This is a genomic window from Methylobacterium terricola, assembly GCF_006151805.1.
Taxonomy (GTDB): domain Bacteria; phylum Pseudomonadota; class Alphaproteobacteria; order Rhizobiales; family Beijerinckiaceae; genus Methylobacterium; species Methylobacterium terricola.
In genome coordinates, this window is the sequence record NZ_VDDA01000049.1 from 1 (window position 1) to 25,448 (window position 25,448).

Sequence of the window (25,448 nt, forward strand, 5' to 3'; positions counted from 1 at the left end):
GGCGAGGCGGGTGCGGCGGCAGAAGCGGGGCGATCGCAGACCAGAGGTCGTCGGGAAGAAGCGGGCGAGCCATACCACCCCAACGCCCAACAGACCCGATCGTGCCGTTCTGTTAGGCGCTCTAAGTCAGCTCGCTGACGCTGATGATGTAGGCGACCGAGGTGTTCTTCACCAGCGAGATGAACTGGTTGAGGATACTCGGGATCGCGTTGAACAGGGCTTGAGGCAGGATCACGTCGCGCAGCGTCTGGGAGGCGCTGAGACCGAGCGAGCGGGCCGCCTCGGCCTGTCCCTTCGGCAGGGCGAGGATCGCGGCGCGCACCACCTCGGCGAGGTAGGCGGTCTCGTAGACCACGAGGGCGCAGATCACCGTGGTCAGCGCCGAGACCGTGCGGCCGATGATCAGCGGCACGACGAAATAGGCCCAGAAGATCAGCATCAGGAGTGGCAGCGCCCGCACCAGGGTGACGAAGGCCGTGCAGGCCCAGGCGATGCCGGGATGGCGGCTGGTGCGGCCGACCCCGATCAGGACCGAGAGCGGAAACGACAGCGCCAGGCCGGTCACCGCCAGGACGAGCGTGAGCGCCAGCCCGCCGATCGGGCCGTCCGGGAACTGGCCGACCGCCAGCAGCAGGCCGTAATCGCGCAGGATGTCGAGGATGTCGTGCATCGTCAGCGTCCTGCGGCCCGGATGGTGCGACGGTCCGCCCAGGCGCCCAGCGCCATGATGGCGAACGACACCGTGACGTAGAACAGCGAGGCGATCGCGAAGGTCTCGAAGGTGCGGTAGGTCTCGTTCTCGACTTGGCGCGAGGTGTAGGTCATCTCGGCGACGCCGACCGCCATGGCGAGGCTCGTGGCCTTGAACAGCGACAACGACTGGTTGACGAGCGCCGGCAGGGCTGCGCGGACCGCCTGCGGCAGCAGCACATCGCGCATCGTCTGCACGTAGCTGAGACCCAGCGCCCGGCCCGCCTCCATTTGCGCGCGCGGCAATGCCCGCAATCCGCTGCGCAAGTCCTCCGACATGTAGGCCGCCGCGTTCAGGAACAGCGCGATCATGGCAAAGATGAACTCGCTGCTGTGGGCGTTGACCCAGCGCGTCCACGGGTCCGGCAGCACCTGCGGCACCGCAAAGTACCAGACGAAGATCTGCACCAGCATCGGGACGTTGCGGTGATACGCGACGAAGCAGGCCACGGCCCAACGCCCGCCCCGGAACGGGGCGGAGCCGACCGCCACCAAGACGGCCGCGCTCGCGAAGGCCAGGACCCAGGAGGACAGGAACAGCGCGACCGAGGTCGCCGCGCCCCACAGGATCCAGTGTGCGTATTGGGGCGTCAGCACCGCCCCGAAATCGAGATGCATCGCCGAGCCTCACCCCTCCTGCCGCGGACGGCGCGCCTTCGATGCGGCGGCTCGCGCGCGTGCGGACCTCACTCGAAGGTCGAGATCGGCGTCAGTTTCTTCTCGCGCGGCAGGTTGTACTTGGTGTTCGGCCCGTACCACTTGGTCCAGAGGGCGTCGATCTCGCCGGAGGCCTCCATGCCCTCCAGGGCCGTGTTGACCGCCGCGAGCAACGCCGGCTCGTCCTTCTTCACGCCGAGCGCCGTCGCCTCGAAGGCGAGGGGTTCGTCCACGAAGCGGAACTTGCCCCCGGTCTCGTTGACGTAGCGCACGGCGGAGGGCGCCGCGAGGGCGAGCCCGTCGACCTTGCCCTGCTGCAACGCCAGGAACGCGGCCGGCGGATCCTGGAACGTCACGACCTCGGCCTCGGTCCGGCGGCGCGCGTAGAGTTCCGGCGTCGAGCCCTTGTTGGCGCTGATCTTGCGCCCCTTGAAGTCGGCCAGCTTGTTCAGGCCCGAATCCACCCGCACGATGATCTTGATCGGCACCTGGTAGTGCGCCGACGTGAAGGCGATCTGCTGCGCGCGCTCCTTGGTGTAGCCGAGCGCCGCGGCGACCACGTCGACGCGACCGAGCGCGAGTTCCGGAATCCGCGCCTCGACCGAGACCGAGCGCAGATCGAGCGCCACCCCGAGATGCTTGGCGATGGCCGCGCAGGTGTCGACATCGAAGCCGACGGTCTTGCACGTCGCCAGATCCTGGAAGCCGAGAGGTTCGGACGAGTTGAGGGTCGCGCAGATCAGGCTGCCCCGCGCCTTGATGTCGGCGAGACGGTCGGCCCAGGCCGGACCGGCCGTCAGGAGAGCCAGCGCGAGCGCGGCCAAGCGGGTCCGGCGCGACGGGAACGTCGATGTCATGAGCCTCTCCTCGTTGCGGCGTTTTCATAACTGCATTATGAAAAACGGCGATGCAAGGGCTTTCAAGCCGGCTCCAAGGTGGTCCGCGCCATGCGCGCCGGCCAAGCACGGATCGGGCCGAGCGGAGCTTCCGACGATTTCATAATATGAATATGATACTGCACTCCGACCGATCGGCCGTCGGTGCGGATGCCCGACGCGCCCGGTACGCCCAGTCTCAGGCAAGTATGTTGGGCGAGTGCGAGTGAGGATGGATGGTGACGACCAAGACAGATCCGATGCCAGACCGCTCCGTCTCCGCGGCGGAGCGCACGATGACGATCCTCAACGCGTTCCTGACTCACCAGAACCCGCTGTCCCTGACCGAGCTCGAGGCCTGTACCGGACTCTTCAAGAGCGTGATCCTTCGTTACATGATCACGCTCGTGCGCGAATCGATGATCCGGAAGAACCCGGACGGGACCTATCAGCTCGGCACCAAGGTGCTGAAGCTCGCCCACGCCTACGAGCAATCGGTCGATCGCCTCGACATCATCAAGCCGTCGCTGGAACGGCTGGTCGCGGCCAGCGGCGAGACCGCGTCGTTCTACGTGCGCGAGGGCGAGACGCGAATCTGCCTGTTCCGGCACAACTCGCCGCACAGCCTGCGGGTGAGCCTGCGGCAGGGTGACACCATGCCTCTCGACGAGACCTCGACCGGACAGGTCCTGCGGCATGGCGGGGGCGCGCCCAGGGTCGACGGCTGCGACATCCGCCAGACCGCAGGCCTGCTCGACCCGCTGACAACCTCGATCTCGATCCCGGTCTTCGGCGCGGGCGAAACCCTCGTCGGCGCCCTGACGCTGTCGGGACCGATCGGGCGCTTCGACCCCTCCGGGGCGCAGATCCGCCGCCGCCTCTCGGAGGAGTCCGCACGGCTCTCGGCCGCTTTCGGCTCGTCCCGGTACGAGACGCCGCCCACGGCCGAACGGGAGGCCGGGTCCTGCGGGGCCGGATCGCGGGGCGCCGTGCCATAGCCGCCGGACAGGCCGCCGAGGATCGCCTCGCCGGGCAGGCTCAAGGGGATGCCGGGGCCGGACGGGGTCGGCCGCCCGAGAGGCGGATACCGCCATCGACCGACAGGAGCTCGCCGGTGACGAAGTCCGCGCCCTCGATCAGCCAGAGGATCGCCCCCGCGACGTCGCCGGGCGTCGCGACGCGGCCGAGGGGGGCGCTGTCGCCGAAGCGCCGCGCCAGGGCGGCGTAAGCGTCCGGCCCCACCGCCTGGCGCATCCAGCGGGTGTCGATGATCCCGGGGCAGACCGCGTTGACGCGGATCTCCGGCCCGCAGGTCCGCGCGAGCGCCAGGGTCAGGGCGTTGAGGGCGCCCTTCGAGGCGGTGTAGGCCAGCGAGCTGCCCCCGCCCGTGAAGGCGACGTTCGAGGACACGTTCACGATCGCCCCGCCGCCGCCCGCCCGCATGGCGGGAATCGCCGCCCGGGCCATCTGGTAGGCCCCGACCACGTTGACGGCAAAGACGCGCTGGAAATCCTCCGCCGAAAGGGTCTCCAAGTCGAAGGGATCGGAGGCCGCCGTCACGGCCGCGTTGTTGACGAGCCCGTCGAGCCGCCCCCAGCGCGCAAGGCACCGCGCCACGAGGTCCCGGCAGCCGGCATCGTCGGCGACGTCGCACCGGACCAGCTCGACCTCGGCCCCGAGGGCCCGGCACGATTCGGCCGTCTCCTCCGCCTCCGCCCCGCTGCGGCTGTAGTTCACGACGACCCGGGCGCCGCGCGCCGCGAGCATGCGCGCGCATTCGGCGCCGACGCCGGTCGCGGAACCGGTGACGGCGATCACGGCCTCGTGCAGGTTCATGGCGCGGCCTCCCGCATCGGGGTCTCGGCAAACAGCGTGGCCGGCATGGTCGCCAGCGGCTCGGCGACCGCGATGCCGGGCGGCAGGCGATCGAGGACATGGGCGCGCGGATCGATGCCCGGCGCCACCTCGGTCAGGGTCAGCCGGCCGTCCCGCACCCGGAACACCGCGCGCTCGGTGACGATCGTCTGTTCCTGGCCCGCCGGGGCGGCGGCCGGATCGGCGCTGACCTGCGCGACCCGCGCGACGATCTTGCAGGTCCGCCCGTCGGTGCGGATCGCCAGGCCGCCGTCGTGCACCGCGATGTCGGCGCCCCCGGCCGTGAAGGCCCCGACATAGACGACGCGCCGCGCACTCTGCGCGATGTTGGTGAAGCCGCCGACGCCGACGACCTGGCGGCCGAACCGGCTCACGTTGACCGCCCCGCGCAGATCCGCCTCGGCCATGCCCAGGAAGGCGATGTCGAGGCCGCCGCCGTCGTAGAAGTCGAACTGGGAGGCCTGCGGGATGAGGGCGGTCGGGTTCGCGGCGGCCCCGAACGCCAGTTCCTCGCCGGGAATGCCGCCGACGATTCCGGACTCGACCGTCATCGTGTAGGCGGTGAAGCTCTCCTCGGCGGCGATCCGCCCGATCCCGGCCGGAATGCCGATGCCGAGGTTGATCGTCGGGTGGGGTAGGTTCGCCAGTTCCAGGAAGGCGCGCCGCTGGATCACCTTGTCAACGGTGAGCGGAAGGGCGGCGCGGTCGTCCGGCACGCGCAGCCGGCCGGTGAAGGCCGGGTTGTCGGTCTCGCCGAAGGTGATGCCGTGCTGCGCCGGATCGGTGCAGACGACGACATGGTCGACGAGGTGTCCGGGCACCCGCACCGCATGGGGATCGAGGGAGCCGCGACGGGCGATCCGCTTCACCTGCACGATCACCAGGCCGCCGGAATTGCGCCCGGCCTGCGCCATGGCGAGGAGGTCGAGGGGGAAGGCCTCGTCCTCCATGGTGACGTTGCCGTCCTCGTCCGCGGTCGTGCCGCGCAGGAGCACGCAATCGAGGGGCATGGCGGGGTAGAGCAGCCAGTCCCGCCCCCGCAGGTGGACCCGCTCGACCAGCGAGGCGGGCGTCGAGGCGTTCATCCGCCCTCCCCCGTGCAGCGGGTCCATGAACGAGCCGAGCCCGATCCGCGTGACGACCCCCGGCTGCCCGGCGGCAATGGCCCGGTAGAGCTGCGCGATGACGCCTTGCGGCCAGCAATGCGCCTCGATCCTCTCGGCGAGCGCCAGTTCCCCGAGGCGCGGCGTGCCGCGCCAGCCCCCGGCGATCACCCGCGCGACGAGGCCGTCATGGCCGAAATGGCCCATGCCGCGGGTCTTGCGGTCGCCGGTGCTGGCGGCGAACAGCAGGGTGAGGCCGCGTGGGGCGCCCTCGGCCAGGAAGCGGGCCTCGACGGCGGCGGTGATCGCCTCGGGGTGGCAGCCGCCGCCGAAGCCGGAGGCCGCCACCGTCATGCCGTCGCGCAGGAGCGCGGCGGCCTCGGGAGCCGTGAGGATGCGCATGGCGTTCGACCGCGTCGCGTTGGGTCGGGCCGCGTCAGGGCGCATCGGCGGCCGCGACGAAGCGGTTGGTCCACAACTCGCCCTCGGCGGCCTTGGCGTCGGTGCCCCGCCCATAGGGGGCGCCGACCTCCTCGGCGAAGGTCAGGGCGTTCTGGACCCCTGCCGCGTCGAGGCCGCCGCCCGCGGCGCCGCTCGCCATCGCCTTGACGGCGGCCGCGACGGAATCCGGGCTCGCCTTGGCGAAGAACGGCTTCTGGATCGCGGCGGCCGTCTCCTCGGGCTTGGCCACCACCGCGGCGCCCGCCGCCCGCAGGGCCCGGACGGTCCGGGTGATCAGCGCGGCGGTCTGGTCCGAGATCGGCTTCTTCGCCACGAGGACGAGGTAGGGTTGCCGGGCGAGCAGCGGGAACTCCTCGCCGAGCGAGACGAGCACCACCCCGGTGCCGGCCTTCTCGGCGTTGTAGCCCTCGGGCGGCGACAGGACGAAGGCGTCGATCCGGCCCACCTCCAGCGCGGCCTGGACAGCGACCGGGCTGCCGACCTGAGCGACCTTGATGTCGGCCTTCGGGTCGAGCCCGCCCCTGGCGGCGAGCCAGCGGGCCGCGTTCTCCTGCGTCCCGGCAAGCGAGGTCACGCCGACGAGCGCGCCCTTCAGGGCGGCGAGACGCTTCGGGAGCGGATCGGCGGCGGTGACGCCCGTCCGCTTCAGGAAGGCCGGCGACACGACGAGCTGCGCCGTGACCTTCGACATCACCGTGTAGACCATCTCGAACGGCTGGCCCTTGGCCGCCGCCCGCAGCAGCGCGTCGGTGCCGATGGCGGCGAGGTCGATGTCGCCCGCATCGAGGGCGGCCAGGGCCGCGGTGTCGCCCGGCAGCGACGCGACGCTGACCGTGAGCCCCTGCGGCTTGAAGGTGTCGAGCGCCCGCGCCGCCCAGATCGGCAGGAAGCTCAAGGTCGGCGCGCCGAGGCCGACGCGCACGCCCTGCTGCGCCGAGGCGGCGCCCGGCGCCAGCAGCAGGGACGCCGCGAGAAGGGCCGCTCGCGTCACATCGCCGATCATCCGCATCGTGCCGATCCCTTAGGGCTGAGAGGGGGTGTTCAGATCTCGCTCGGGCCGACGCCCGAGAGCGTGCGCCAGCGCAGGAGCCGGCGTTCGAGCCGGGCGGCGAGGAAGCCGGCGCCGAGGACGAAGGCGAGCAGGATCGCGATCCCGGCGAAGACCCCGGCCGGGTCGTAGGTCGAGGACGCCACGTGGATGAAGAGGCCGAGCCCCTGCGTCGCCGAGGTGAACTCCCCGACGATCACCCCGATGACGCTGTAGGGAATGGCGAGCCGCATCCCCAGCATCACGAACGGCGCCGCCGCCGGCAGGTAGACGTGGCGGGTGAGCTGGCGCTGGTTGGCGCCCATCACCAGGGTGAGGTCGACGATCTCGCGGTCGACCGCGCGCACGCCGGTATAGACGTTGTAGAACACCAGGAAGAAGACCATGATCGCCGACAGCGCGATCTTCGATCCCGGGCCGATGCCGAACCAGATGATGAAGAGCGGCGCCAGCGCGATCTTCGGGACGCCGTAGAAGGCCATCACGTAGGGTTCGAACACCCGCGCGAGCCGAGGCGAGCGCCCGAGCGCGTAGCCCGCCGCGACCCCGCCGGCGACGCCGATCGCGTAGCCGAGGACGAGTTCCTGGGCGGTCGTCCAGAGGTGCGGAACGATCTCGCCGGTCGCGAACAGCTCGTAGAGGCGCGCGGCCACGGCGGTGGGCTTGCTGACATAGACCTCGCGGACGAGCCGCCCGGAGGCCCATTGCCAGAACGCGATCAGCGCGAGGCCGGGCAGCAGCGGGACGAGGCGCGCGGCGTATCCGCGGATGGTGCGCCTCGGCGCCGGGGCCTGCGCCGCGGTCGAGGGAGCGAGGTCGGTCATGGCGCGGGCTCCCGGACTCGCGGACCCCGGCTCGGCAGGCCGATCTGGGTGCGGAAACGCGACCACACGGCGTCGTAGGCCGCGTCGAAGCCCGGATTGCGGAACGGCTCGAACACGTCGCGGGGGCGCGGCAGGTCGATGGCGACGTCGGCCAGCACGCGCGACGGGCGCTGGCTCAGCACCACGACCCGGTCGGCGAGCACGACCGCCTCGGTGATGTCGTGGGTGATGAACACGATGGTGGCGCCGGCCGCGCGGGACAAAGCCTGCAGGTCGTCCTGCATCACCATCCGCGTCTGGGCGTCGAGTGCCCCGAACGGCTCGTCCATCAGGATCACGTCGGGCTCGTAGATCAGCGTCCGGGCGATCGAGCCGCGCTTCTGCATCCCGCCGGAGAGCTGGCCCGGATAATGCCCCTCGAACCCGTCGAGGCCGACCGCCCGCAACGCCGCTCCCACCCGGTCGCGCCGCTCCGCCGGACCGATCCCGCGCAGCAGGAGCGGCAGTTCGACGTTCTCAGCCAGCGTCTTCCAGGGGAAGAGCTTGGCCTGCTGCGGGACGAAGCCGACCGCGCGGTTCACGCCGGCGATCCGTCGCCCGCGGTGACGGACCTCGCCCCCCGTCGGCGCGAGCAGGCCCGCCGCCATCTGGAGCAGGGTGCTCTTGCCGCAGCCGCTCGGCCCGATCACGGCCACGAACTCGCCCCGGCCGACCGCGAAGTCGATCCCGTCGAGCACGCGGGTCGGGGCGCCGTCGCCCGGCGCGGGGAAGGTCTGCCGGATGTCGGCGAAGGTGAGCACGGCATCTGTCATGCCCGCCGACTCCCGGCTCGGATCCACGATCATCTCATCTATGTCTGTACTTATTGGATGCCTTCTGGGGCAAGCTGAAATGGTGAGCAGGCTTTGGCGGACGCATTTGCTCCGGGATGGTGCCATGCTGGACATTCGCTGTGCGTCGTTGCCTCGCGGCTGGGCGCTCGCCGGCCTCGTCTCTGTGGGACGGCCAGCCTCGCCGCCTCGTCCGATCGATGCGAGCCGGGCTGTCCGGACACAAGGATCGACGCAGGTTCCTCCTCCGCCCGCCGGGTGGGGAGGGGACTGAGCGTCGAAGGGGCTCAGGGAGCCCGATGGGTGAGGGGCTCTCGACGCGCGAGGCTCCTCCGCCCCCTCTCCCCCCGCTCCGGCCTCGCCTCCACTCGCTGCGTCTCCTGAACGGACTCTCCCCGCCCGCGAGGAGGGGGGAAGGCCCGCGCCTTTTCTTGCATCCGGACTTTCCCGCCAAAGCCGCGAGGGCGCAGCATGCTACGAATCCGGGTCGAGCCGACCAAGCCCCCAAACGTGCTGACTGCCTAAAATTTGGCCTTATCAGTCCCATTTTGTCTGTACATATTAGCCCACCTGCCGGAGGGAACGCCGACCATGAAGCCGATCTACATCGACTTTCTCAACCGGCTCGACGTAGAGGAACTGGCGATGACCGACGCCGAGATCCTCTCGGCGATCGAGACCAGCCTGGCGACGCAGGGGCGCGGCGAGGCGGTGATCGAGCCCCGCGTCCATCTCGAGCCGCGGGTCGCCGACGGGCATTTCAACGTGCTGCGCGGCGCCCTGAAGGAGCCGATCGACAGCGCCGGCGTGAAGGTGGTCGGCGACTTCGTCGACAATTACAAGCTCGGCCTGCCGTCGGAACTCGCGACGCTGCTGCTCCTCGACCCGCGCACCGGAATCCCGAGGGCCTTCCTCGATGCCAGCGGCATCACCGACATGCGCACCGGCGCCGTCACGGCGATCGGCGCCAAGTACCTCGCCCGCAAGAATTCCAAGGTCCTCGGCCATATCGGCGCGCGCGGCACCGCCTACTGGAACGTGCGCCTCCTCGACCATCTCTTCGACTTCGACGAGATCCGGGTGCATTCCCGCCGCCCCGAGAGCCGCGACGCCTTCGCCGAGCGCCTGAGCCGCGATCTCGGCAAGCGGGTGGTGGCGACCGAGGATTGGCGCAGTTGCGTCGAGGGGGCCGACATCGTCGTCGAGGCCTCGCGGCTGTCGGCGCCGGAGCCGATGCTGCGGACGGAGTGGATCGCCAAGGGCGCCTTCGTGGTGCCCTACGGCACGATGAGCGCGATCGAGCTGAGCCTCACCGACATCATGGACAAGCTGGTGGTCGACGATTGGGGCCAGTGCAAGGGCGGCAAGTTCGGCAGCCTGCGGGCCCATGTCGAGGCCGGCAAGCTCTCCGAGACCACGCTGCACGCCGAGCTCGGCCAGATCGTCGCCGGGCTGAAGCCGGGCCGCGAGAGCCCGGAGGAGACGAACCTGCTCTGGCACCGCGGGCTGTCCCTGTCGGACATCGCCCTCGGCCACGCGATGCTGGAGAAGGCCCGGGCGCTCAAGATCGGGCAGCGGCTGCGCTATGCGTGAGGGCGCCGCCTTCTCCGCGGCACCGGCCCGTGCCGCGACCGGCGCCTGAGCAATGCTGCGCTGGGTGCCGACGCATCTGCCGGAGATCGGCGAGGCCGCGCTCCAGCACCTCGTCCTGGTCGTCGTCTCGGTCGCGATCGCCTTCGCGATCTCGCTCGCGCTCGGCATCTGGAGCGCGCGGCGCCCCCGCCTCTACGCGGTGGTGATGGCGGTATCGGGCACGCTGTTCGTGATCCCGAGCCTCGCGCTCTTCGCCCTGCTGATCCCGGTCCTCGGGCTCGGCGCGAAGCCGGCGATCGTCGGGCTCGTCTCCTATTGCCTGCTCGCGCTCATCCGCAACGTGGCGCTCGGCCTCCGCTCGGTCCCGCCCGCGGTGCTCGATGCGGCGATCGGGATGGGCTACGGCCCATGGGCCCGGCTCTGGCGCATCGAGCTGCCGCTGGCGCTGCCGCTGATCATCTCCGGGGTCCGCATCGCGACCGTCACAGTCATCGGCATCGCCACGGTGGCCGCCTACATCAATGCCGGCGGCCTCGGCACGATCATCTTCGCGGGCATCGACCAGCGCTTTCCGGAAAAGATCCTCACCGGCGCCCTGCTCGCCTCGGCGATGTCGGTCACGGCCGATCTCTTGCTCAGCCGCCTGGAAAGCCGGCTGCGCGCCGGAGGGAGAGCGTGAGATGACGCTGCTTGCCGGCACCTTCGCCTGGATGGCCGCGAATGGGCGAACGATGATGGAGCTGCTCGGGCAGCACCTCGAAATGAGCGCCTGGGCGCTCGGCATCAGCCTGGCGATCGGCCTGCCGCTCGCCGTCGCGGTGTTGCGCAGCCCGCGCGCCGCCGGTTTCGCGATCGCGCTCGTCAACGTGCTCCGGACGTTCCCGAGCCTCGCGATCCTGGCCTTCGCGCTGCCGCTGCTCGGGATCGGCCTGCTGCCCTCGGTCGTCGCCTTGGTCGTCCTGGCGCTGCCGCCGATCCTGCTCAACACCTATGTGGGCCTGCGCGAGGTCGATCCCGACCTCGTCGATGCCGCCACCGGCCTCGGCATGACCAGGGGCCAGATGCTGCGCAAGGTGCAGCTGCCGCTCGCGGCACCCGCGATCTTCGGCGGCATCCGCAACGCGGCGGTGCAGATCATCGCCGGCGCGGCGTTGGCCTCGTTCATCGGCGGCGGCGGCCTCGGCGATCTCATCACCGCCGGCATCGCCATCATGGACGTCCAGCGCCTGCTCGCCGGCGCCATCCCGATCGCGCTCCTGGCGCTGGCGGTCGAGTTCGGCCTCGCCTTCGTCGAGCGGCGCCTGTTCGGCAAGCGGCTGGAGGATGCCCGGTGATCCGCTTAGAGGCCATCACCAAGCTCTACCCGGGCGCCCCCCGGCCCGCCGTCGACCGTCTCGACATCGAGATGGCGGAGGGCACCACCACGGCGCTGATCGGTCCGTCCGGCTGCGGCAAGACCACGACGCTCCGGATGATCAACCGCATGATCGAGCCGAGCGGCGGGCGCCTCTTCATCGACGGCACCGACGTGACCGGCCTCGATCCTGTGCTCCTGCGTCGGCGCATCGGCTACGTGATCCAGCAGATCGGGCTGTTTCCGCACCAGAGCGTCGCCGAGAACATCGCCACGGTGCCGAAGCTGCTCGGCTGGCCGGCGGCGACGATCGCCGCCCGGGTCGAGGAGCTGCTCACCCTGGTCGGGCTCGATCCGGCGCGCTTCCGGGACGCCATGCCCCATCGGCTCTCCGGCGGGCAGCGCCAGCGCGTCGGCGTGGCGCGGGCGCTCGCCGCCGATCCGCCGGTCATGCTGATGGACGAGCCCTTCGGCGCCATCGACCCGATCGCCCGCGAGAAGCTGCAGGACGAGTTCAAGGAGATCCTGCGGCGGGTGCGCAAGACCATCGTGATGGTCACGCACGACCTCGACGAGGCGATCAAGATGGGCGACCGGATCGCGATCATGCGCGACGGCCGGCTCGTCCAGCACGGCTCGCCCGACGAGATCCTGTCGGAGCCGGCCGACGCCTTCGTGGAGGCCTTCGTCGGGCCGGACCGGGCCCTGAAGCGGCTGAGCCTGCGCAAGGTGGACGACCTCCTGACGCCCGGCGAGGCGGCGGAAGCCCCCGCGATCGGCGCCGGCGCGACGCAGCGCGAGGCGCTGGCCCGCCTGATCGACAGCGGCGCCGCGGCTTTGAACGTCCGCGACGCGGAAGGGCGCATCCTCGGCCATATCGACCGCACCGCCCTGCTCGACCGCCCGGAGACGCGCCGGTGAGCCTCCTCGCCAATGCCCGGATGTACGCCGTCACGCCCGACGCGGCCGCGGCGTGGCGCGACCTCCTCACTTGGGTCGCACGGGCGAGCGGCGTGGCCTTGGAGGTGATCGACCACCCGCCCGCGCAGCCGATCGCCGAGCTCTGGGGGCGCGGCGGTCTCGGCAGCGTCTTCATGTGCGGGCGGCCCTGGCTGCGCGCCGCGCCTCAGCCCATCCCGATCGCCTGCCCGCTCCCCTCCCCCGACCGCTACGGCGGCAGGCCGGTCTACATGACGGACTTCGTGGTCCGCGCCGAGAGCGGCTTCACGCGCCTCGAGGACACGTTCGGCCACCGCATCGGCTACACGCTCGAGGAATCGCATTCCGGCTTCAACGCGCCGCGCCACCACCTGCTCGCCTTCCGCAGGGCGGGGCGCCCCGCGCTCTACGGGGAATCGGTGGGACCGCTGCACACCCCGCGCGGCGTCGTCGCCGCCTTGCTCGACGGGCGCATCGATGTCGGCCCGCTCGATTCCTACGCCTTCGACCTGATGCGGGCTCAGGCAGGGGACCCGGCGCACCGCCTGCGCCGCGTCGCGACGACCGACCCGGCGCCGATCCCGCTGCTGGTCGCCTCGCCCGATTGCCCGGCGGACACGGTCGCCGCGCTGCGGCGCGGCGTCCTGGCGGCCTCGACGGCGGCGGACCTCGCATCGGTCCGCGCCCGCCTGCTGCTGAAGGGCTTCGTTCCCGTCGATGAGCCGGCCTACGCGCAACTGGCGGCCTGGGACGACGAGGCCCTGTCGGCCGGGTACGACCAGCCGCGATGAGCGCGACGCCGCTCCCCCGCCCCGATCCCTCACGGACCGCGACGGGGCTCGACCGAGAATCGGACCACCCGTGACCATGCCCCTCGCCTCGCCCTCCTCCGTGACCCTGACCGGCGCGCCCGTCTCGATCGACGAGATCGGGGCCATCGCCCGCGGCGGTGCGACCGTCGCGGTCGCGGCGAGCCTGCGCGAGCGGCTGCTCGCGGCGCGGGAGATCGTCGAGCGCTACGCCCGCGAGGACCTGCCGGCCTACGGCCTGACCACCGGGCTCGGCGCCGGCGTCGACACGCGGCTGGCGGCCGAGGATCTCGTCGCATTCCAGCGCCGCGTGCCGCTGGCCCGCGCCGTCGGGGTCGGGGCCCCGTTGGCCCGCGAGGCCGTTCGCGCGCTGATGGCGGCGCGGCTCGCCAGCATGGCGGCCGGCGGCTCCGGGGTATCGCTGGCCGCGTTCGAGGCGCTGGTGGCGGCGCTCAATGCCGGCTTTCACCCGGTGGTGCCGGCCCTCGGCTCGATCGGGGCCGCGGACCTCGCGCCGCTCGCCCATGTCGGTCGCGCGCTCCTCGGCGAGGGCGAGGCCGAGGTCGATGGCGAGATCCTGCCTGCCGCGGAGGCCTTGCGGCGCGCCGGCATCGCGCCCGTCGCCCTGGAGCCGAAGGACGGCCACGCGATCGTGGTCGCCAACAGCCTGTCGACCGGGCAGGGCTGCCTGGCCGTGCTCGACATCGAGCGGCTGCTGGACTGGTCGCTGCTGGCGGCGTCGCTCAATTTCGAAGCCTTCCGCGCCAATACCGGCACCTTCGACCCGCGGACGGCGGCGGCGCGCCCGGCCTTCGGCCAGGAGCGGATCGCCGCGCAGATGCGGGCGCTGATGGCCGGCAGCGGCCTCCTGGCGCCGGGCGCCGCGCGGCGCCTGCAGGATCCGCTGAGCTACCGCTGCGTGCCGCAGATCATGGGCGCGGTGCGGCACGCCCTCGACGAGGCGAGGCAGGCGACCGAGATCGAGCTCGCCTCGTCGGGCGACAATCCCGTGGTCCTGATCGAGGCCGACCTCATCCTGTCGAACGGCAATTTCGACGCTACCGCGTTCTCGCTGTCCTGGGAGCGCCTCGGCCAGGCGCTCGCCCATGGCGCGGCGGCGGCGGCGCAGCGGACGATGAAGATCATGTCGCCGGGCCTCTCGGAGCTGCCGCGCTTCCTCACGCCGCGGGGCCAGAGCCGCACCGGCTTCGCCACCGTGCAGAAGACCGTCTCGGCGCTGGAGGCCGAGATCCGCCACCTCGCGCAGCCCGTCTCGCTGTCGCCGCTGCCGGTGGCGGACGGGATCGAGGACCACGCCGCGATGGCGCCGGCCGTGCTGGCGAAGACCGGCGCCATCGTCGAGCGCCTGCGCTGGCTCGTCGCGATCGAGCTGGTCGCGGCGGCGCAGGCCGTCGAGCTGCGCGGCGCGCCCGGCCCGCTCGGCGTCGGGCCGCAGGCGGCCTACGGCTTCGTCCGCGATCTCTGCGGCGCCCTCGACGAGGACCGCTCGCTCGGCGGCGACTTCATGCGCGTCGCCGCCGCGATGGCGATCCAGGACGGGCCCGCCTCCGCCGCGGCGCGGGCCGATACGCATCCGACGACCTGACGAAAGGGGAAACCGATCATGATGGCACCGTTCAAGCACGTCCTGTCGGCGGCGCTCGTCGTCGCCGGCCTCACGCCGGCCTTCGCGGCCGAGCCGATCAAGGTCGGCAGCAAGAACTTCACCGAGCAGTACATCGTCGCCGAGATGTACGCGGCCGTGCTCAAGAATGCCGGCCTGCCGGTCGAGAAGAAGCTCAACCTCGGCGGCACCCTCATCGCGCACCAGGCGCTCACGAGCGGGCAGATCGACGTCTACCCCGAATATACCGGGACGGGCTTGAACGCGGTCGTCAAGGGGCCGGTGTCGAGCGACCCCGACGAGGTCTACCGGACGGTCAAGGCCTTCTACGAGAAGGAGTTCAAGGTCACCTGGCTCAAGCCGAGCGGGATCAACAACGGCTACGTCATGGTCGTGCGCAAGGGCACGGCCGACAAGTACGGGCTCAAGACCCTGTCCGATCTCGCCAAGGTGTCGAAGGAGCTGGTCATCGGGGCGGGCCCCGAATTTCCCGACCGCGCCGACGGACTGCCCGGGCTGAAGCGCGTCTACGGGGCGGAGTTCAAGGCCTTCAAGCAGTTCGCCAAGCTGGGACTGCGCTACGACGCGCTCGCCCAGGAGGGCGTCGACGTCGTCAACGCCTCGGCCACCGATGCCCAGCTCGCCTCCGCGAAGCTGGCGCCGCTCCAGGACGACAAGGGCCTGTTCCCGCCCTATTACCTGGCGCCGGTGGCCCGGACGGCGATGCTGGAGGCCTACCCGAAGGCCTCCGCCCTGCTCGAGGCGGTGGGGGCGAAGCTCGACAATGCCGTGATGCGCGACCTCAACGCCAAGGTCGAGAACGATCGCGAGGAGCCTGCGGCGGTAGCCGTCGCCTACCTGAAGAAGGTCGGCCTGCTCCCCTGATCCCGCCACGCCGGGACAGGCCTGGCACGACGCGGTCCGGCTCGCGCCGGGCGTGGTCGAACGCCCCGTCGGGACAGGCGCGGCCCCCCCGCGTCGAGGCTGCTCTCGGCGGGACGCCCTCTGCGCGGGCCGCGTCCGAGGGCGCCGGCGATCACCCGGTCGGGAGGTTTTCGACGGCGATGGCCCCGCCGTCGGTGCGAGGGCACGTCACGGCCTGACGCACGAGGGATCGTTCACGGGGCTCGGGGCAAGCCCACCGCCGCGCGCTCCACCCGGCCGTCATGACGACGCCCCCTTGCCGCCGAACCGTGCCACCGAGAAACCCGCTATGTCGCGGTCCGTATCTCCCCGCGTCATCAGCTCGGCGGTGATGCGGCCGACGAGGGGCCCGAGGGTGTAGCCGTTCGAGGTCACGGCGTGGAAGAGGCCCGGCCGGCGCGGATCCTCGCCGAGGATCGGGGCGCCGTCGATGTTGATGTTCATCGCCGCCCAGGACCGCACCACCCGCAGGCCGCGCAGGGCCGGGACGACGTGTTGGGCCACCCACAGGTTGCCTTCGAGGCTCGCCATCAGCGGACGGGGATGGCCGTGCACCGGGTCGAGGCCGGCGGTCCAGCCGCCGCCGATCAGGAGGCTGCCGGTCTTCGCCTGCTTCAGGGTCAGGTGGCGGTCGGCATGGGCGACGAGATGGCCGACGAGCGGTGCCGTGGGCTCGGTGACGATCATCTGCAGCGGCGCCCCGTGGACCGGCACGTCGACGTCGAGCATCCGGCCGACCACCGACGCGAAGGCGCCGGCGGCGTTGACGACGCGGCCGGCCCGGACCGGGCCACGGGAGGTCTCGATCCGGAAGCCGGCGCCCTGCTGCGTGATGCCCGTGACGGCCGCCCGGGTGAGCAGGCGGGCGCCGGCGGCCCGCGCCGCCTCCAGGATCCCCTGCGTCGCGAGGAGCGGGTTGATCTTGCCCTCCTGCGGGCAGTAGGCGGCGCCGGCGAACCCCTCCCACAGGGCCGGCTCCCGGCGCCGCAGCTCCGCCGCCGAGATCACCGCGCTGTCGATGCCGTACCGGCGCTCGATCCGGGCCTTCTCCGCCAGGAAGGCCAGGTCGCGCTCGGTCTCCGCCACCATCAGGCCGCCGGTGCGGCCGATCTCGAAGTCGCGGCCGAGCTCGCGCGCGAGGGCGAGCCAGAGGTCGATCGCATCGCGCTGCAGCGGCAGGGTGCGGGCGGCGGGGCCGCCGCCGCCTTCGGCCCGCGCGCCGTGGTCGAAGGAGAGCAGCTGGGCGTGCAGGCTGCCGGCATTGCCGCCGGAGGCGAGCGCGTTCGGCTCCGCCCTCTCGATCACCAGGACGTCGCGGCCGGCCCGCGCCAGGAAGAGGGCGGTCGACAATCCGGCGATGCCGGCGCCGATCACCGCGACCTCGGCCTCCCGGGCGACGCGCTCGCCGGTCTCGGCGGGCGTCCAGTCCGGCAAGAGGCTGCGGCGATGCCCGCCCCATTCCGGCTTCTCGACCGCGAGCGCCGCAATCGGGACCGGCCGCAACGGCATCTGCGGGGCGAACCCCGCACGCTCTCCCGGATCGGCGCCGACCAGCGGTCCGAGATGCTCGCCGCAGAGGCGGCCCTGGCAGCGGCCCATGCCGGCGCGGGTGAGGCGCTTGAGCGAGGCGACGTCCCGCACGTCCGCCGCGGTCGCGACGTCTCGGATCCGTCCGAGGGTCAGGGCCTCGCAGCGGCACAGGATCGTGGCGTCGTCGGCCCGGGACAGGCCCGGCGCGGGGGCGGCGAACAGGCGCCAGAGCGCGTCCTGGAAGGCGCGGGCCCGGGCGCCGCGGCGCAGCAGCGCGTCGTCGCTGCCCGGCACGGCGAGGCCGAGGCGCCGCGCCGCCGCGCGGCCGGCGAGCGCGCCCTGGATTCCCGCGAGCGCGGCCCCGCCGAAGCGTCCGGCCTCCCCGGCGACCAGGACATCGGGCAGCGAGGTCGAGCCGTGCGCGTCGCGGATCGTCGCGAGGCCGCCGCGCCGGTCGGGCTCGTGGCGGCAGCCGAGGAGGCGCGGCAGGTCGTTCGCCGCCTGGAACCCCTCGCCCAGGGCGCAGAAGGCGGCGGCGAACGATCGGGTCCCGCCCCCGGCGGCCGCCACGACGACGCGCTCCACACGGGTCCCGCCCTCGACGCGCACCGCCCTCGCGCCGAAGAGGAGCGGCACGCCGGCCCGCCGCAGGGCCGCGATCTGGCGCAGGCCCGCCGCCGCCAGGGCCGGCCCGGCGCGCAGCAGCGCCAGGCCCTGTCCCGGCCGCCGCCAGGGCGCCTCCGCCGCCTCGATGACGGCCGCGACCGTACCGCCCCGGCGCAGCAGCTCGGCGGCGACCTGGAGGTTGAGCGGGCCGTTGCCGGCGATCACGACCGGGCCGGGCGGCACCACGCCGTCGCCGCGCAGGAGGGTCTGCAGGGCGCCCGCCGTCATCACGCCCGGCAAGGTCCAGCCCGGCAGGATCGGGGCGGCCTCGATGGCGCCGGTCGCGACGACGAGAAGGCGGGGCCGGAATGTCCGGGCCTCGCCGGCGACGACCGCCCCGAGGCGCAAAGCCCCGTCCGGCTCGCGCTCGGCGCCCCAGACCGGGGCGTCAGCGAGGATCGTCGCGCCGAGGCCGTGCAGGCGGGCGATCGCGGCCCGGCCGGCGGTCGATTGCGCATCGGCCCCCCGGGCGGCGTCCGCCGTCGCCGGCTGCTTGAAGTACTGCCCGCCCGGGGCCGGACGCTCGTCGAGGAGCGTCACGGCGGCGCCGGCCCGGGCGGCCGCCTCGGCGGCGGCGAGCCCGGCCGGGCCGGCGCCGATCACCAGCAGGTCGGTCGCCACGACCGGGATCGCGGCCGGGGGCGCGGCGAGGGCGGTGCCGGGCTCCGGCAGCGCCGGCTGGCGCGCCACCCGCATCCCGTCCTGCACCTTGGTCATGCAGGCGCGGATGCCGGCCCGGCCATCGACCACCACGAGGCAGTCGTGGCAGACGCCCATGCCGCAGAACGGTCCCCTCGCCGTGCCGTCCTTCGCCGCATTCAGGTCGAGGATGCCGGCGGCGGTGAGCGCCGCGGCGATGCTCGCCCCGGGCGCCGCCGCGACCGCCCTCCCCTCGAACGACAGCCTCGGACCGGTGCCGTCAGCCATCGAAGCGCAGGCCGAACCGGGCGACGAGGTCGCGCATCGCCGCGTCCTCGGCGGGCGGCAGGGGCAGGCGCGGCGGGCGCGGCGGGCCGGCGCGGAAACCCATATGGGTGAGGAGCGCCTTGGTGCCGGCGACGTAGCGGTGCCCGCCCACCGCCTCGATCAGCGGCAGCCAGTGCAGGGACAGGGCGCGGGCCTCGCGCAGCTTCTCCTCGTCGGCGACCAGGGTGAACAGCCGGGCGAGCGGTCCGGGCGCGACGTTCGAGGCGACGGCCACCCAGCCCTCCGCCCCCTCGACGAAGGATTCGAAGCCCAGGATGCCGCCGAACACCGTCATCCGGTCGCCGCAGAGCCGGAGGATGTCGCGCACCCGCGTCACCTCGAGGGTCGATTCCTTGATGTACCGGCAATTGTCGATCTCGGCGATGCGGGCGACGAGATCGGGCCGCAGGTCGACATTCGAGGTCGCCGGATTGTTGTAGACCATGATCGGCAGGCCGGTCGCCGCGCCGATCGTGCGGTAATGGTGGACGATCTCGTCCGGGGTCGGCGTGGAGTAGAAGGGCGGGATGATCATCACCCCGTCGGCGCCGAGCGCCTCCGCCTGGCGGCTGAGCCGCACGGTCTCGCGGGTATCCTCGGCGCCGGTGCCGATCAGCACCGGAACCCGGCCGGCGGCGACGCGGATCACCGTCTCGGCCACCGCCACCCGCTCCTCCTCGGCGAGGGACAGGAACTCGCCGGTGGAGCCGAGCGGGATGAGGCCGTGGATGCCTTGCGCGATCTGCCACTCGGTGAAGGCGGCGAGCGCCGTCAGGTCGAGGCGGCCCGCCTCGTCGGTGGGGGTGATCATCACCGTGTAGGTGCCGCGGAAACGCTGGGTCATCTCGGGGTTCCTCAGGCGCCGGCGCCGGTCGGCGGCAGTTCCGAGCGGCCGAAATGCCGCTCCAGCCGCCGCTGCACGAGCTGCCAGGCGGTCGTCATGGCGAGGTAGTAGAGGGCGGCGACGGAGAAGAGCTCCAGCACCTCGAAGCGCTCCTGGATCAGCACCTGGGTGCGCCGGAGCAGTTCCTCCATCGAGATCACCGAGGTGATCGAGGTCGTCTTGAGCAGGCCGTTCACCGAGTTGCCGAGCGGCGGCACGATGATGCGCAACGCTTGCGGCAGCACGACATGGGCCATCACCTGCGGCTCGCGCAGGCCCAAAGCCCGGGCGGCGCGCACCTGGCCCTTCGGTACCGCGTCGATCCCGGCGCGGATGATCTCGGCCAGGTACGCCGCCTCGTTGAGCGAGAGGCCGATCAACGCCGACTCGACCACCGAGAACTTGATCCCGAGCTGCGGCAGGCCGGTATAGATCACGATGAGCTGCACCAGGAGCGGCGTGCCCCGGAACAGCCAGATGTAGAGGCCGGCCGGCGCCGACAGCCAGGCCTGGGCTGAGCGCCGCATCAGGGCGAGCCCGAAGCCGAGCGCGAGGCCGATCAGCATCGCGGCGGCGGTGAGCCACAGGGTCGCCCAGGCGCCCATCAGGATGTAGGGGTTGGCCAGGTACTCGAGGAACCCGGCCCAGTTCCAGCCCGTCACGGCTCAGGCCCCCGTCAGGTCGCCGGTCCCTGCACGGCGAGCGCCCCGGGGACCGGCACCACGCCGAAGCGCCCCAACAGGGCCGCGAAGCTGCCGTCGGCCTGCATCGCCTCCAGAACCTTCAGCACCGCGTCGGCCAGCGCCCGGTTCTTGAAGGCGAGGGAGACGGGTGTCGGGAACAGGCCGGTCAGCGCGCGCTGGAACTCGCCGCGGTCGGCATATTCCTTGGCGACGCCGTCGATCGACACGACCGCTTCGACCTGGCCGGCCCGCAAGGCCTGGTAGGCGAGGGCGTAGCTGTCGAAGGTGCGGATCGTCATCCCGGCGAGGCCCTTGCCCTTCAACTCGGCATTGAGCGCCTTCGCCTTGTTCTCCTCGAACCCGCCCAGCTCGACGCCGATCGTGCGGCCGTCGAGGTCCTCGATCCGCGTCACCGGCGTCTTGGGCTTGAGCGGCGTCGCGATGCTGATCGTCTGGCTCTCGTAGGGGATCATCTGCATGATCTTTGCCCGCTCGGGGGTGAAGAAGATGCCGGTATTGATCATGTCCCAGCGACCGGCCTGCAGACCCGGGATCATCGCCGGGAACTCGATCTTGACGTATTCCGGCGTGAGGCAGAGCCGCCGGGCGATCTCACGCCCCAGTTCGACCCGCATGCCGACGAGCTGACCGGTCTTGTCGACGTATTGCAGCGGCGGCAGCGTCGGGTTCGTCGACATGACCAGGGTGCCGGGCTTGGTCAGGTCGGAGGGCTTGACGGGAGAGGTGCACTCGGCCGCGAGCGCCCCGGAGGCGGTGAGCGCCGCAAGAATCCCACCCAGAACCAGCCCACACCGCGCGTCCATCGGTCTCTCCCGCTCTCCGTATCAGTTCGGTATACCGTTCGCGTACCGTTACGCAAGCGGGTGATCTTGCGAAAGGCGTACGGCGTTCCCTATGAGTGCACCGATGGCATACCGTTCCCTCCACGCCGCCGACACGGCGCCCGGCGAGGCCGATCCGAAGGCGCCGCCGCTCCACCTCGGCAACCTCGCCTACGGCGCCCTGACGGACATGATCCGCCACCGCCGCCTGCGTGCCGGCGACGCGATCGTCGAGGCGCGCCTCGCCGAGACCCTCGGCGTCTCGCGCACGCCGCTGCGCGAGGCGCTGCAGCGCCTGGAAGGCGACGGCATGGTGGTGAAGGCCGGGCGCTCCTACGTCGTGCGCCGGGTCGATCTCGGCGAGTACCTGAAGAGCCTGAAGGTGCGCGAGGTGCTCGAGCCCGAGGCGGCGGCGCTGGCGGCCGGGCGCATCCCCGGGGCGGTCCTGGCCGGCGTGCGCCAGGAGGTGCTGCAGATGCTCGAGGCCACGACCTACCACACCGACGCGCATTGGCGCTCGGACGACAACCTGCATACGATGTTCATCGACCATTCCGGCAACGAGGTGATGGCACGCATCCTCAAGGATCTGCGGGCGACCACCCGGCTGTTCGAGATCGACCGGCTGAAGGAGCGCTTGAAGCCCGATTCGCGCGAGCACCTCGTGATCGCCGACGCCCTGATCGCCGGCGACGCCGCTGCAGCCCGGGCGGCCGTCGCCGTGCACATCCGCAGCCTGATCGACTTCGTGCTCGCGGCTGTGCGCTGACGCGCGCCGGCGTCGCCTCGACGTTTCCCGCGGCGGCGCGCCCCGACCGGTCTCGGACCAGAGCCAGCCGCACCCGGCATCCGGGGCAGAGCCATGCCTCAGGGAGGATCATTTGTCGGGGGCAGGCCAGTTCTCCCGACCTCGATCCATCATTCCACGTGCGTGCAGCGATACAAGCATGACAACGATGGAATGCGATATATTATCGGCTACAATATCGCCGGAATGACCTCCCGTATCGCAACGATGCTCCTGAACGACTTGATGTTGGGATCGTTGTGAAACACCTCTCGAACGAATTCGTCGTAGGCGCTCATGCTGGCAAGGCGAAGCACGATGACGAAATCCGCCTCGCCCGTCACATACCAGGCCGCCTTGACCTCCTGATACTGTCGCAATGTCCGGATGAACGTGTCGAGCAACTCGAGCGTCTCACGCTCGAACGACACGAGGACGTGCAGGAGGAGGGGCGCCCCGAGCACCGCGGGATCGATGACGGATCGATCGGCGACGATCACGCCGGTCTGACGCAGGCGCCGCAAGCGTCGCATCACGGCGCTCTCCGAGAGGCCGATGCGTTCCGCAAGGATACGGGCCGGCGCGAGGTTGTTCCTCTCGACCTCACGCAGGAGAGCACGGTCGAACTGATCGATGGTGCGCGTTTCCGTCATTTCGATCCCGATTTTGACCAATCCCGACGTGCCGACACGCCTTTTCGGCTGAAACGGTACCGCTTCCCGTCCCATCCTGTCAGCCGAGTTCATGCCGGCCCTCGCCGCGCGCGAACCGGCCGACCTCGTTCCCCTGGGAAAGACCAACTTCATGGCCGAGAACGACATTACGCGTCAGCCTATCCAGAACGGCAAATCCCGGCTCGCGGTGCACCGTTTCCCCGGCGGGGGAGGCCTCGTCTGGTGCGTCGCGAGCGCCCCGGACACCACCAAGGATCTCGCCGGCCAGATCCACGACGTCCTTGCGGCGATCGATGCCCTCCTCGTCGCGGGCGGCACGACCCGCTCCCGGATCGTCAAGGCGGAGGTCGTCGTCACCGATCACGACCGCAAGCCGGATTTCGACGCGATCTGGCGGGAATGGATCCCCGCGGGCTGCGGTCCGGTCCGCTCCTTCGTCGAATCCAGGATGCCCGACGGAGACCTGGTCGAGGTGATCGCGACCGCCGTTCTCCCGGCCGAGGCCTGAACGGGCCCGAGCCCGTTCGGCGCATCCGTCACCGTCGGAGCGGCGGGGCGAGCATGAGCTTGGCGGCGGAGATCGAGGACGGCATCCGGACCCTGGCGGCGATCTCCTCGACGCCCGGAGCGCTCACGCGGCTCGCCTTCACGCCGGAGATGGCGGTGGCGAACGAGACCGTCGCCGGACGGATGCGCGATGCCGGCATGGGCAGCAGGCTCGACGGCGCCGGCAACGTGGTCGGGCGCTACGAGTCGGAGCCGCCGGGCGGCCGAGCGCTCCTGCTCGGCTCCCATCTGGACACGGTCGGCGATGCCGGCCGCTACGACGGCATCCTCGGCGTCGTGACGGCCATCGCCTGCGTCGCCGCGGCCGGCGGTTCCCGTTCGCGATCGAGGTGATCGGCTTCGGCGACGAGGAGGGCGTTCGGTTCGGCACCTCGATCGCCGACAGCCACGCGCTCGCCGGCCGGTTCGACTCCCGCAAGCTCGCCTATCGCGACCGCGATGGCGTGACGGCGCAGCAGGCCCTTGCCCGATGCGGCCGCGACGAGACGAGCATCGCCGCCGCATCCGAGGGCGGCGGGCGTTACCTGACCTATGTCGAGCTGCACATCGAGCAGGGGCCGGCCCTCGAGGCGGCGGGACAGCCGACGTGTGCTCCCGGGTCGTCTTCATGCACGAGGGGCGCATCCACGAGATCGGCCCGCCGGAGGACGTGTTCAGCCGGCCGCGGACGGCCGAACTCCAGACCTTCCTCGGCATGACGGGGCAGCCGTAGCGTCCGCTTCGTCCCGGGGCCGCACGAGGCGAAGGGCGCCCCCCCCCGATTCCGCTCAGGCTCCGCTCAAGGCCTGAACGACGTCGAGCAGCACCTCCGCGCCGGCGACGAGGTCGGCATCCGCGGTCCGCTCGGCCGGATTGTGACTGATCCCTCCCGCGCTCGGCACGAAGATCATCGCGGCCGGGCAGATCCGGGCCATCATCTGGGCGTCGTGGCCGGCGCCCGAGGTCATGCGCCGGACCGACAGGCCGCGGGCCCGCGCCGCCGCCTCGATCGCCCGGACGATCCCGGGATCGAAGGTCACCGGGTCGAACCGGGCGAGCCGCCGCACCGTCACCGTTACGGCCTCCTCCCGCGCCAGGGCGTCGAGCCGTGCCGCCAGATCGGCCTCGAACGCGGCGAGGCGGCCGGCCTCGGGGTCGCGCAGGTCCACGGTGAGGATGGCGCGGGCCGGGATCACGTTGATCGCGTCCGGCTCCAGGCGCAGGCGCCCGACGGTGGCGACGCTTCGCCCGTTGCCGGCCCGCGCCCGCTCGCGCAGCCACGTGACGAGGAGCGCCGCCGCGACCCCGGCATCCCGGCGTAAGGACATCGGGGTGGTGCCGGCGTGGTTGGCCGTCCCCTCGATCGTGACTTCCTGCCACGAGATGCCCTGCAGGTCCTCGACGGCGCCGATCGCGACGCCCTCCCGCTCCAGCACCGGCCCCTGCTCGACGTGAAGCTCGACATAGGCGTGGGGCTGCAGGAAGCCCGGCGCCTCCGGCCCGGCATAGCCGATGCGCACCAGCTCCTCGCCGAGCACGGTGCCGTCGGTGCCGGTCGTGGCGAGCGCCGCCTCGACGGGAAGGCCGCCGGCATAGACCAGCGAGCCCATCATGTCGGGGGTGTAGCGCACGCCCTCCTCGTTGGTGAAGGCCGCGAGGGCGAGCGGTCGCGTCGGGGTCCGGCCCGCCCGCGCCAGGGACTCGATCACCGCGAGGCCGGCGAGGACCCCGGCGCAGCCATCATAGATCCCGGCATCGATCACGGTGTCGATATGCGAGCCGATCATCACCGGGGCGGCGGCGCGGCCTGCCGGGTCCCATAGCCCGATCACGTTGCCGATCCGGTCGATCCGGACCTCCAGCCCGGCCTCGCGCATCCAGCCGGCGAGGGCGTCGCGCCCGGCCCGGTCGGCGTCCGAGGCGGCCAGCCGCATCAGCCGGCCGTCCGCATCGCGGCCGATCCGCGCCAGGGCGGCGAGGCGGTCGAGGAAACGAGGGGCGTCGATCGCTGGCATCGTCATGCCGCCTCCGGGAGATCGTCGATCAGGGCCGTTTCGGTGACGAGGACGAGGATGCGGCTCTCCCGGTCGAGGCGCAGATCCGCCGCCCGGGCCGGATCGGCCAGGACCGCCAGCAGGCCGGCAAGGCCCGCCGCGCCGGACGGCGTCGTCGCCGGACCGCCCGCCTCGGCGAGGAGACGCGGG

Annotated in this window: 25 protein-coding genes and 2 pseudogenes; 12 read left to right on the forward strand and 15 right to left on the reverse strand. The window is 71.9% G+C overall.

The features are described 5' to 3' along the window. Positions 1–121: 121 nt before the first annotated feature. From FF100_RS34450 to FF100_RS34460, 3 genes are all read right to left on the reverse strand, one after another. Positions 122–670, reverse strand: coding sequence for an amino acid ABC transporter permease (locus FF100_RS34450; protein ID WP_205825150.1), 549 nt, complete (start codon positions 668–670; stop codon positions 122–124). A 2-nt stretch (positions 671–672) separates the two neighbouring features. After that, on the reverse strand, positions 673–1,368 hold the full coding sequence (locus FF100_RS34455) for an amino acid ABC transporter permease (RefSeq protein ID WP_139040518.1): 696 nt from the start codon (positions 1,366–1,368) through the stop codon (positions 673–675). Positions 1,369–1,436: 68 nt separating this feature from the next. Further along, positions 1,437–2,264 (reverse strand): transporter substrate-binding domain-containing protein, encoded by an 828-nt coding sequence (locus tag FF100_RS34460; RefSeq protein WP_139040519.1) that lies wholly within the window; start codon positions 2,262–2,264, stop codon positions 1,437–1,439. A 278-nt stretch (positions 2,265–2,542) separates the two neighbouring features. Between FF100_RS34460 and FF100_RS34465 the strand changes: the two genes are divergently transcribed. Beyond that, positions 2,543–3,280: an IclR family transcriptional regulator gene (locus FF100_RS34465; RefSeq protein ID WP_281287361.1), complete on the forward strand. Its 738-nt coding sequence runs from the start codon at positions 2,543–2,545 to the stop codon at positions 3,278–3,280. 40 nt (positions 3,281–3,320) lie between these two features. On the opposite strand, the gene FF100_RS34470 is transcribed toward FF100_RS34465, so the two are convergent. The 5 genes from FF100_RS34470 to FF100_RS34490 are packed head-to-tail and all read right to left on the reverse strand — an operon-like array spanning position 3,321 to position 8,406. Then, entirely contained in the window at positions 3,321–4,118 is a 798-nt protein-coding gene (locus tag FF100_RS34470; RefSeq protein WP_139040521.1) for an SDR family NAD(P)-dependent oxidoreductase, read from the reverse strand. Next, on the reverse strand, positions 4,115–5,662 hold the full coding sequence (locus FF100_RS34475) for an acyl CoA:acetate/3-ketoacid CoA transferase (RefSeq protein ID WP_139040522.1): 1,548 nt from the start codon (positions 5,660–5,662) through the stop codon (positions 4,115–4,117). Before FF100_RS34475 ends, FF100_RS34470 begins: the two co-directional genes overlap by 4 nt. A gap of 34 nt (positions 5,663–5,696) precedes the next feature. Continuing rightward, positions 5,697–6,731, reverse strand: a complete 1,035-nt coding sequence (locus tag FF100_RS34480; protein WP_139040523.1) for an ABC transporter substrate-binding protein — start codon at positions 6,729–6,731, stop codon at positions 5,697–5,699. A gap of 32 nt (positions 6,732–6,763) precedes the next feature. Further along, positions 6,764–7,594, reverse strand: a complete 831-nt coding sequence (locus FF100_RS34485) for an ABC transporter permease (RefSeq protein ID WP_139040524.1) — start codon at positions 7,592–7,594, stop codon at positions 6,764–6,766. Beyond that, entirely contained in the window at positions 7,591–8,406 is an 816-nt protein-coding gene (locus FF100_RS34490) for an ABC transporter ATP-binding protein (RefSeq protein WP_171070456.1), read from the reverse strand. The genes FF100_RS34485 and FF100_RS34490 overlap by 4 nt, the downstream gene beginning before the upstream one ends. A 609-nt stretch (positions 8,407–9,015) precedes the next feature. Between FF100_RS34490 and FF100_RS34495 the strand changes: the two genes are divergently transcribed. From FF100_RS34495 to FF100_RS34525, 7 genes are all read left to right on the forward strand, one after another. Then, positions 9,016–10,017 carry an ornithine cyclodeaminase family protein gene (locus tag FF100_RS34495; protein WP_139040526.1) on the forward strand — a complete coding sequence of 334 codons (1,002 nt, stop codon included), beginning with the start codon at positions 9,016–9,018 and terminating at the stop codon, positions 10,015–10,017. A 55-nt stretch (positions 10,018–10,072) separates the two neighbouring features. Beyond that, positions 10,073–10,696, forward strand: a complete 624-nt coding sequence (locus FF100_RS34500; RefSeq protein WP_139040537.1) for an ABC transporter permease — start codon at positions 10,073–10,075, stop codon at positions 10,694–10,696. 1 nt (position 10,697) lies between these two features. Beyond that, positions 10,698–11,351 (forward strand): ABC transporter permease, encoded by a 654-nt coding sequence (locus tag FF100_RS34505; RefSeq protein WP_139040527.1) that lies wholly within the window; start codon positions 10,698–10,700, stop codon positions 11,349–11,351. Further along, positions 11,348–12,292, forward strand: a complete 945-nt coding sequence (locus FF100_RS34510; RefSeq protein WP_139040528.1) for an ABC transporter ATP-binding protein — start codon at positions 11,348–11,350, stop codon at positions 12,290–12,292. The genes FF100_RS34505 and FF100_RS34510 overlap by 4 nt, the downstream gene beginning before the upstream one ends. Then, positions 12,289–13,101, forward strand: a complete 813-nt coding sequence (locus tag FF100_RS34515) for a phosphate/phosphite/phosphonate ABC transporter substrate-binding protein (RefSeq protein WP_205825151.1) — start codon at positions 12,289–12,291, stop codon at positions 13,099–13,101. Before FF100_RS34510 ends, FF100_RS34515 begins: the two co-directional genes overlap by 4 nt. Before the next feature lie 76 nt (positions 13,102–13,177). Then, the gene (locus tag FF100_RS34520; RefSeq protein WP_139040539.1) at positions 13,178–14,725 is read left to right on the forward strand and encodes an HAL/PAL/TAL family ammonia-lyase; all 1,548 of its coding nucleotides are present in this window, start codon (positions 13,178–13,180) and stop codon (positions 14,723–14,725) included. A gap of 18 nt (positions 14,726–14,743) precedes the next feature. Further along, the gene (locus tag FF100_RS34525; protein ID WP_139040529.1) at positions 14,744–15,628 is read left to right on the forward strand and encodes a glycine betaine ABC transporter substrate-binding protein; all 885 of its coding nucleotides are present in this window, start codon (positions 14,744–14,746) and stop codon (positions 15,626–15,628) included. A gap of 279 nt (positions 15,629–15,907) precedes the next feature. Here the strand turns inward: FF100_RS34525 and FF100_RS34530 are convergent, their stop codons facing one another. The 4 genes from FF100_RS34530 to FF100_RS34545 are packed head-to-tail and all read right to left on the reverse strand — an operon-like array spanning position 15,908 to position 21,219. Further along, on the reverse strand, positions 15,908–18,790 hold the full coding sequence (locus FF100_RS34530) for an FAD-dependent oxidoreductase (protein ID WP_139040530.1): 2,883 nt from the start codon (positions 18,788–18,790) through the stop codon (positions 15,908–15,910). Next, positions 18,783–19,673 (reverse strand): dihydrodipicolinate synthase family protein, encoded by an 891-nt coding sequence (locus tag FF100_RS34535; RefSeq protein ID WP_139040531.1) that lies wholly within the window; start codon positions 19,671–19,673, stop codon positions 18,783–18,785. The genes FF100_RS34530 and FF100_RS34535 overlap by 8 nt, the downstream gene beginning before the upstream one ends. A gap of 11 nt (positions 19,674–19,684) precedes the next feature. Further along, positions 19,685–20,374, reverse strand: coding sequence for an amino acid ABC transporter permease (locus FF100_RS34540; RefSeq protein ID WP_171070457.1), 690 nt, complete (start codon positions 20,372–20,374; stop codon positions 19,685–19,687). A 14-nt stretch (positions 20,375–20,388) separates the two neighbouring features. Next, a complete protein-coding gene (locus FF100_RS34545) occupies positions 20,389–21,219 on the reverse strand; it encodes an ABC transporter substrate-binding protein (protein WP_139040532.1) in 831 nt (276 codons plus the stop codon). A gap of 103 nt (positions 21,220–21,322) precedes the next feature. Between FF100_RS34545 and FF100_RS34550 the strand changes: the two genes are divergently transcribed. Next, positions 21,323–22,006, forward strand: a complete 684-nt coding sequence (locus FF100_RS34550; protein ID WP_139040533.1) for a GntR family transcriptional regulator — start codon at positions 21,323–21,325, stop codon at positions 22,004–22,006. A gap of 209 nt (positions 22,007–22,215) precedes the next feature. On the opposite strand, the gene FF100_RS34555 is transcribed toward FF100_RS34550, so the two are convergent. Continuing rightward, positions 22,216–22,770 (reverse strand): Lrp/AsnC family transcriptional regulator, encoded by a 555-nt coding sequence (locus FF100_RS34555; RefSeq protein ID WP_246102717.1) that lies wholly within the window; start codon positions 22,768–22,770, stop codon positions 22,216–22,218. Between FF100_RS34555 and FF100_RS34560 the strand changes: the two genes are divergently transcribed. From FF100_RS34560 to FF100_RS34570, 3 genes and pseudogenes are all read left to right on the forward strand, one after another. After that, positions 22,769–23,206, forward strand: a complete 438-nt coding sequence (locus tag FF100_RS34560) for a Rid family hydrolase (RefSeq protein ID WP_246102718.1) — start codon at positions 22,769–22,771, stop codon at positions 23,204–23,206. The genes FF100_RS34555 and FF100_RS34560 overlap by 2 nt on opposite strands. Positions 23,207–23,259: 53 nt before the next feature. Further along, on the forward strand, positions 23,260–23,598 hold the full coding sequence (locus FF100_RS34565; RefSeq protein WP_139040534.1) for a hypothetical protein: 339 nt from the start codon (positions 23,260–23,262) through the stop codon (positions 23,596–23,598). Between the two features lie 250 nt (positions 23,599–23,848). Continuing rightward, a pseudogene (locus FF100_RS34570) lies at positions 23,849–23,977 on the forward strand (amino acid ABC transporter ATP-binding protein); the annotation flags it as partial. A gap of 55 nt (positions 23,978–24,032) precedes the next feature. Here FF100_RS34570 and FF100_RS34575 read toward each other — a convergent pair. Together FF100_RS34575 and FF100_RS34580 are read right to left on the reverse strand one after the other, a co-directional pair. Next, positions 24,033–25,265 carry a Zn-dependent hydrolase gene (locus FF100_RS34575; RefSeq protein ID WP_139040535.1) on the reverse strand — a complete coding sequence of 411 codons (1,233 nt, stop codon included), beginning with the start codon at positions 25,263–25,265 and terminating at the stop codon, positions 24,033–24,035. After that, a pseudogene (locus FF100_RS34580) lies at positions 25,262–25,448 on the reverse strand (pyridoxal-phosphate dependent enzyme); the annotation flags it as partial. The gene FF100_RS34575 and the pseudogene FF100_RS34580, both read right to left, overlap by 4 nt.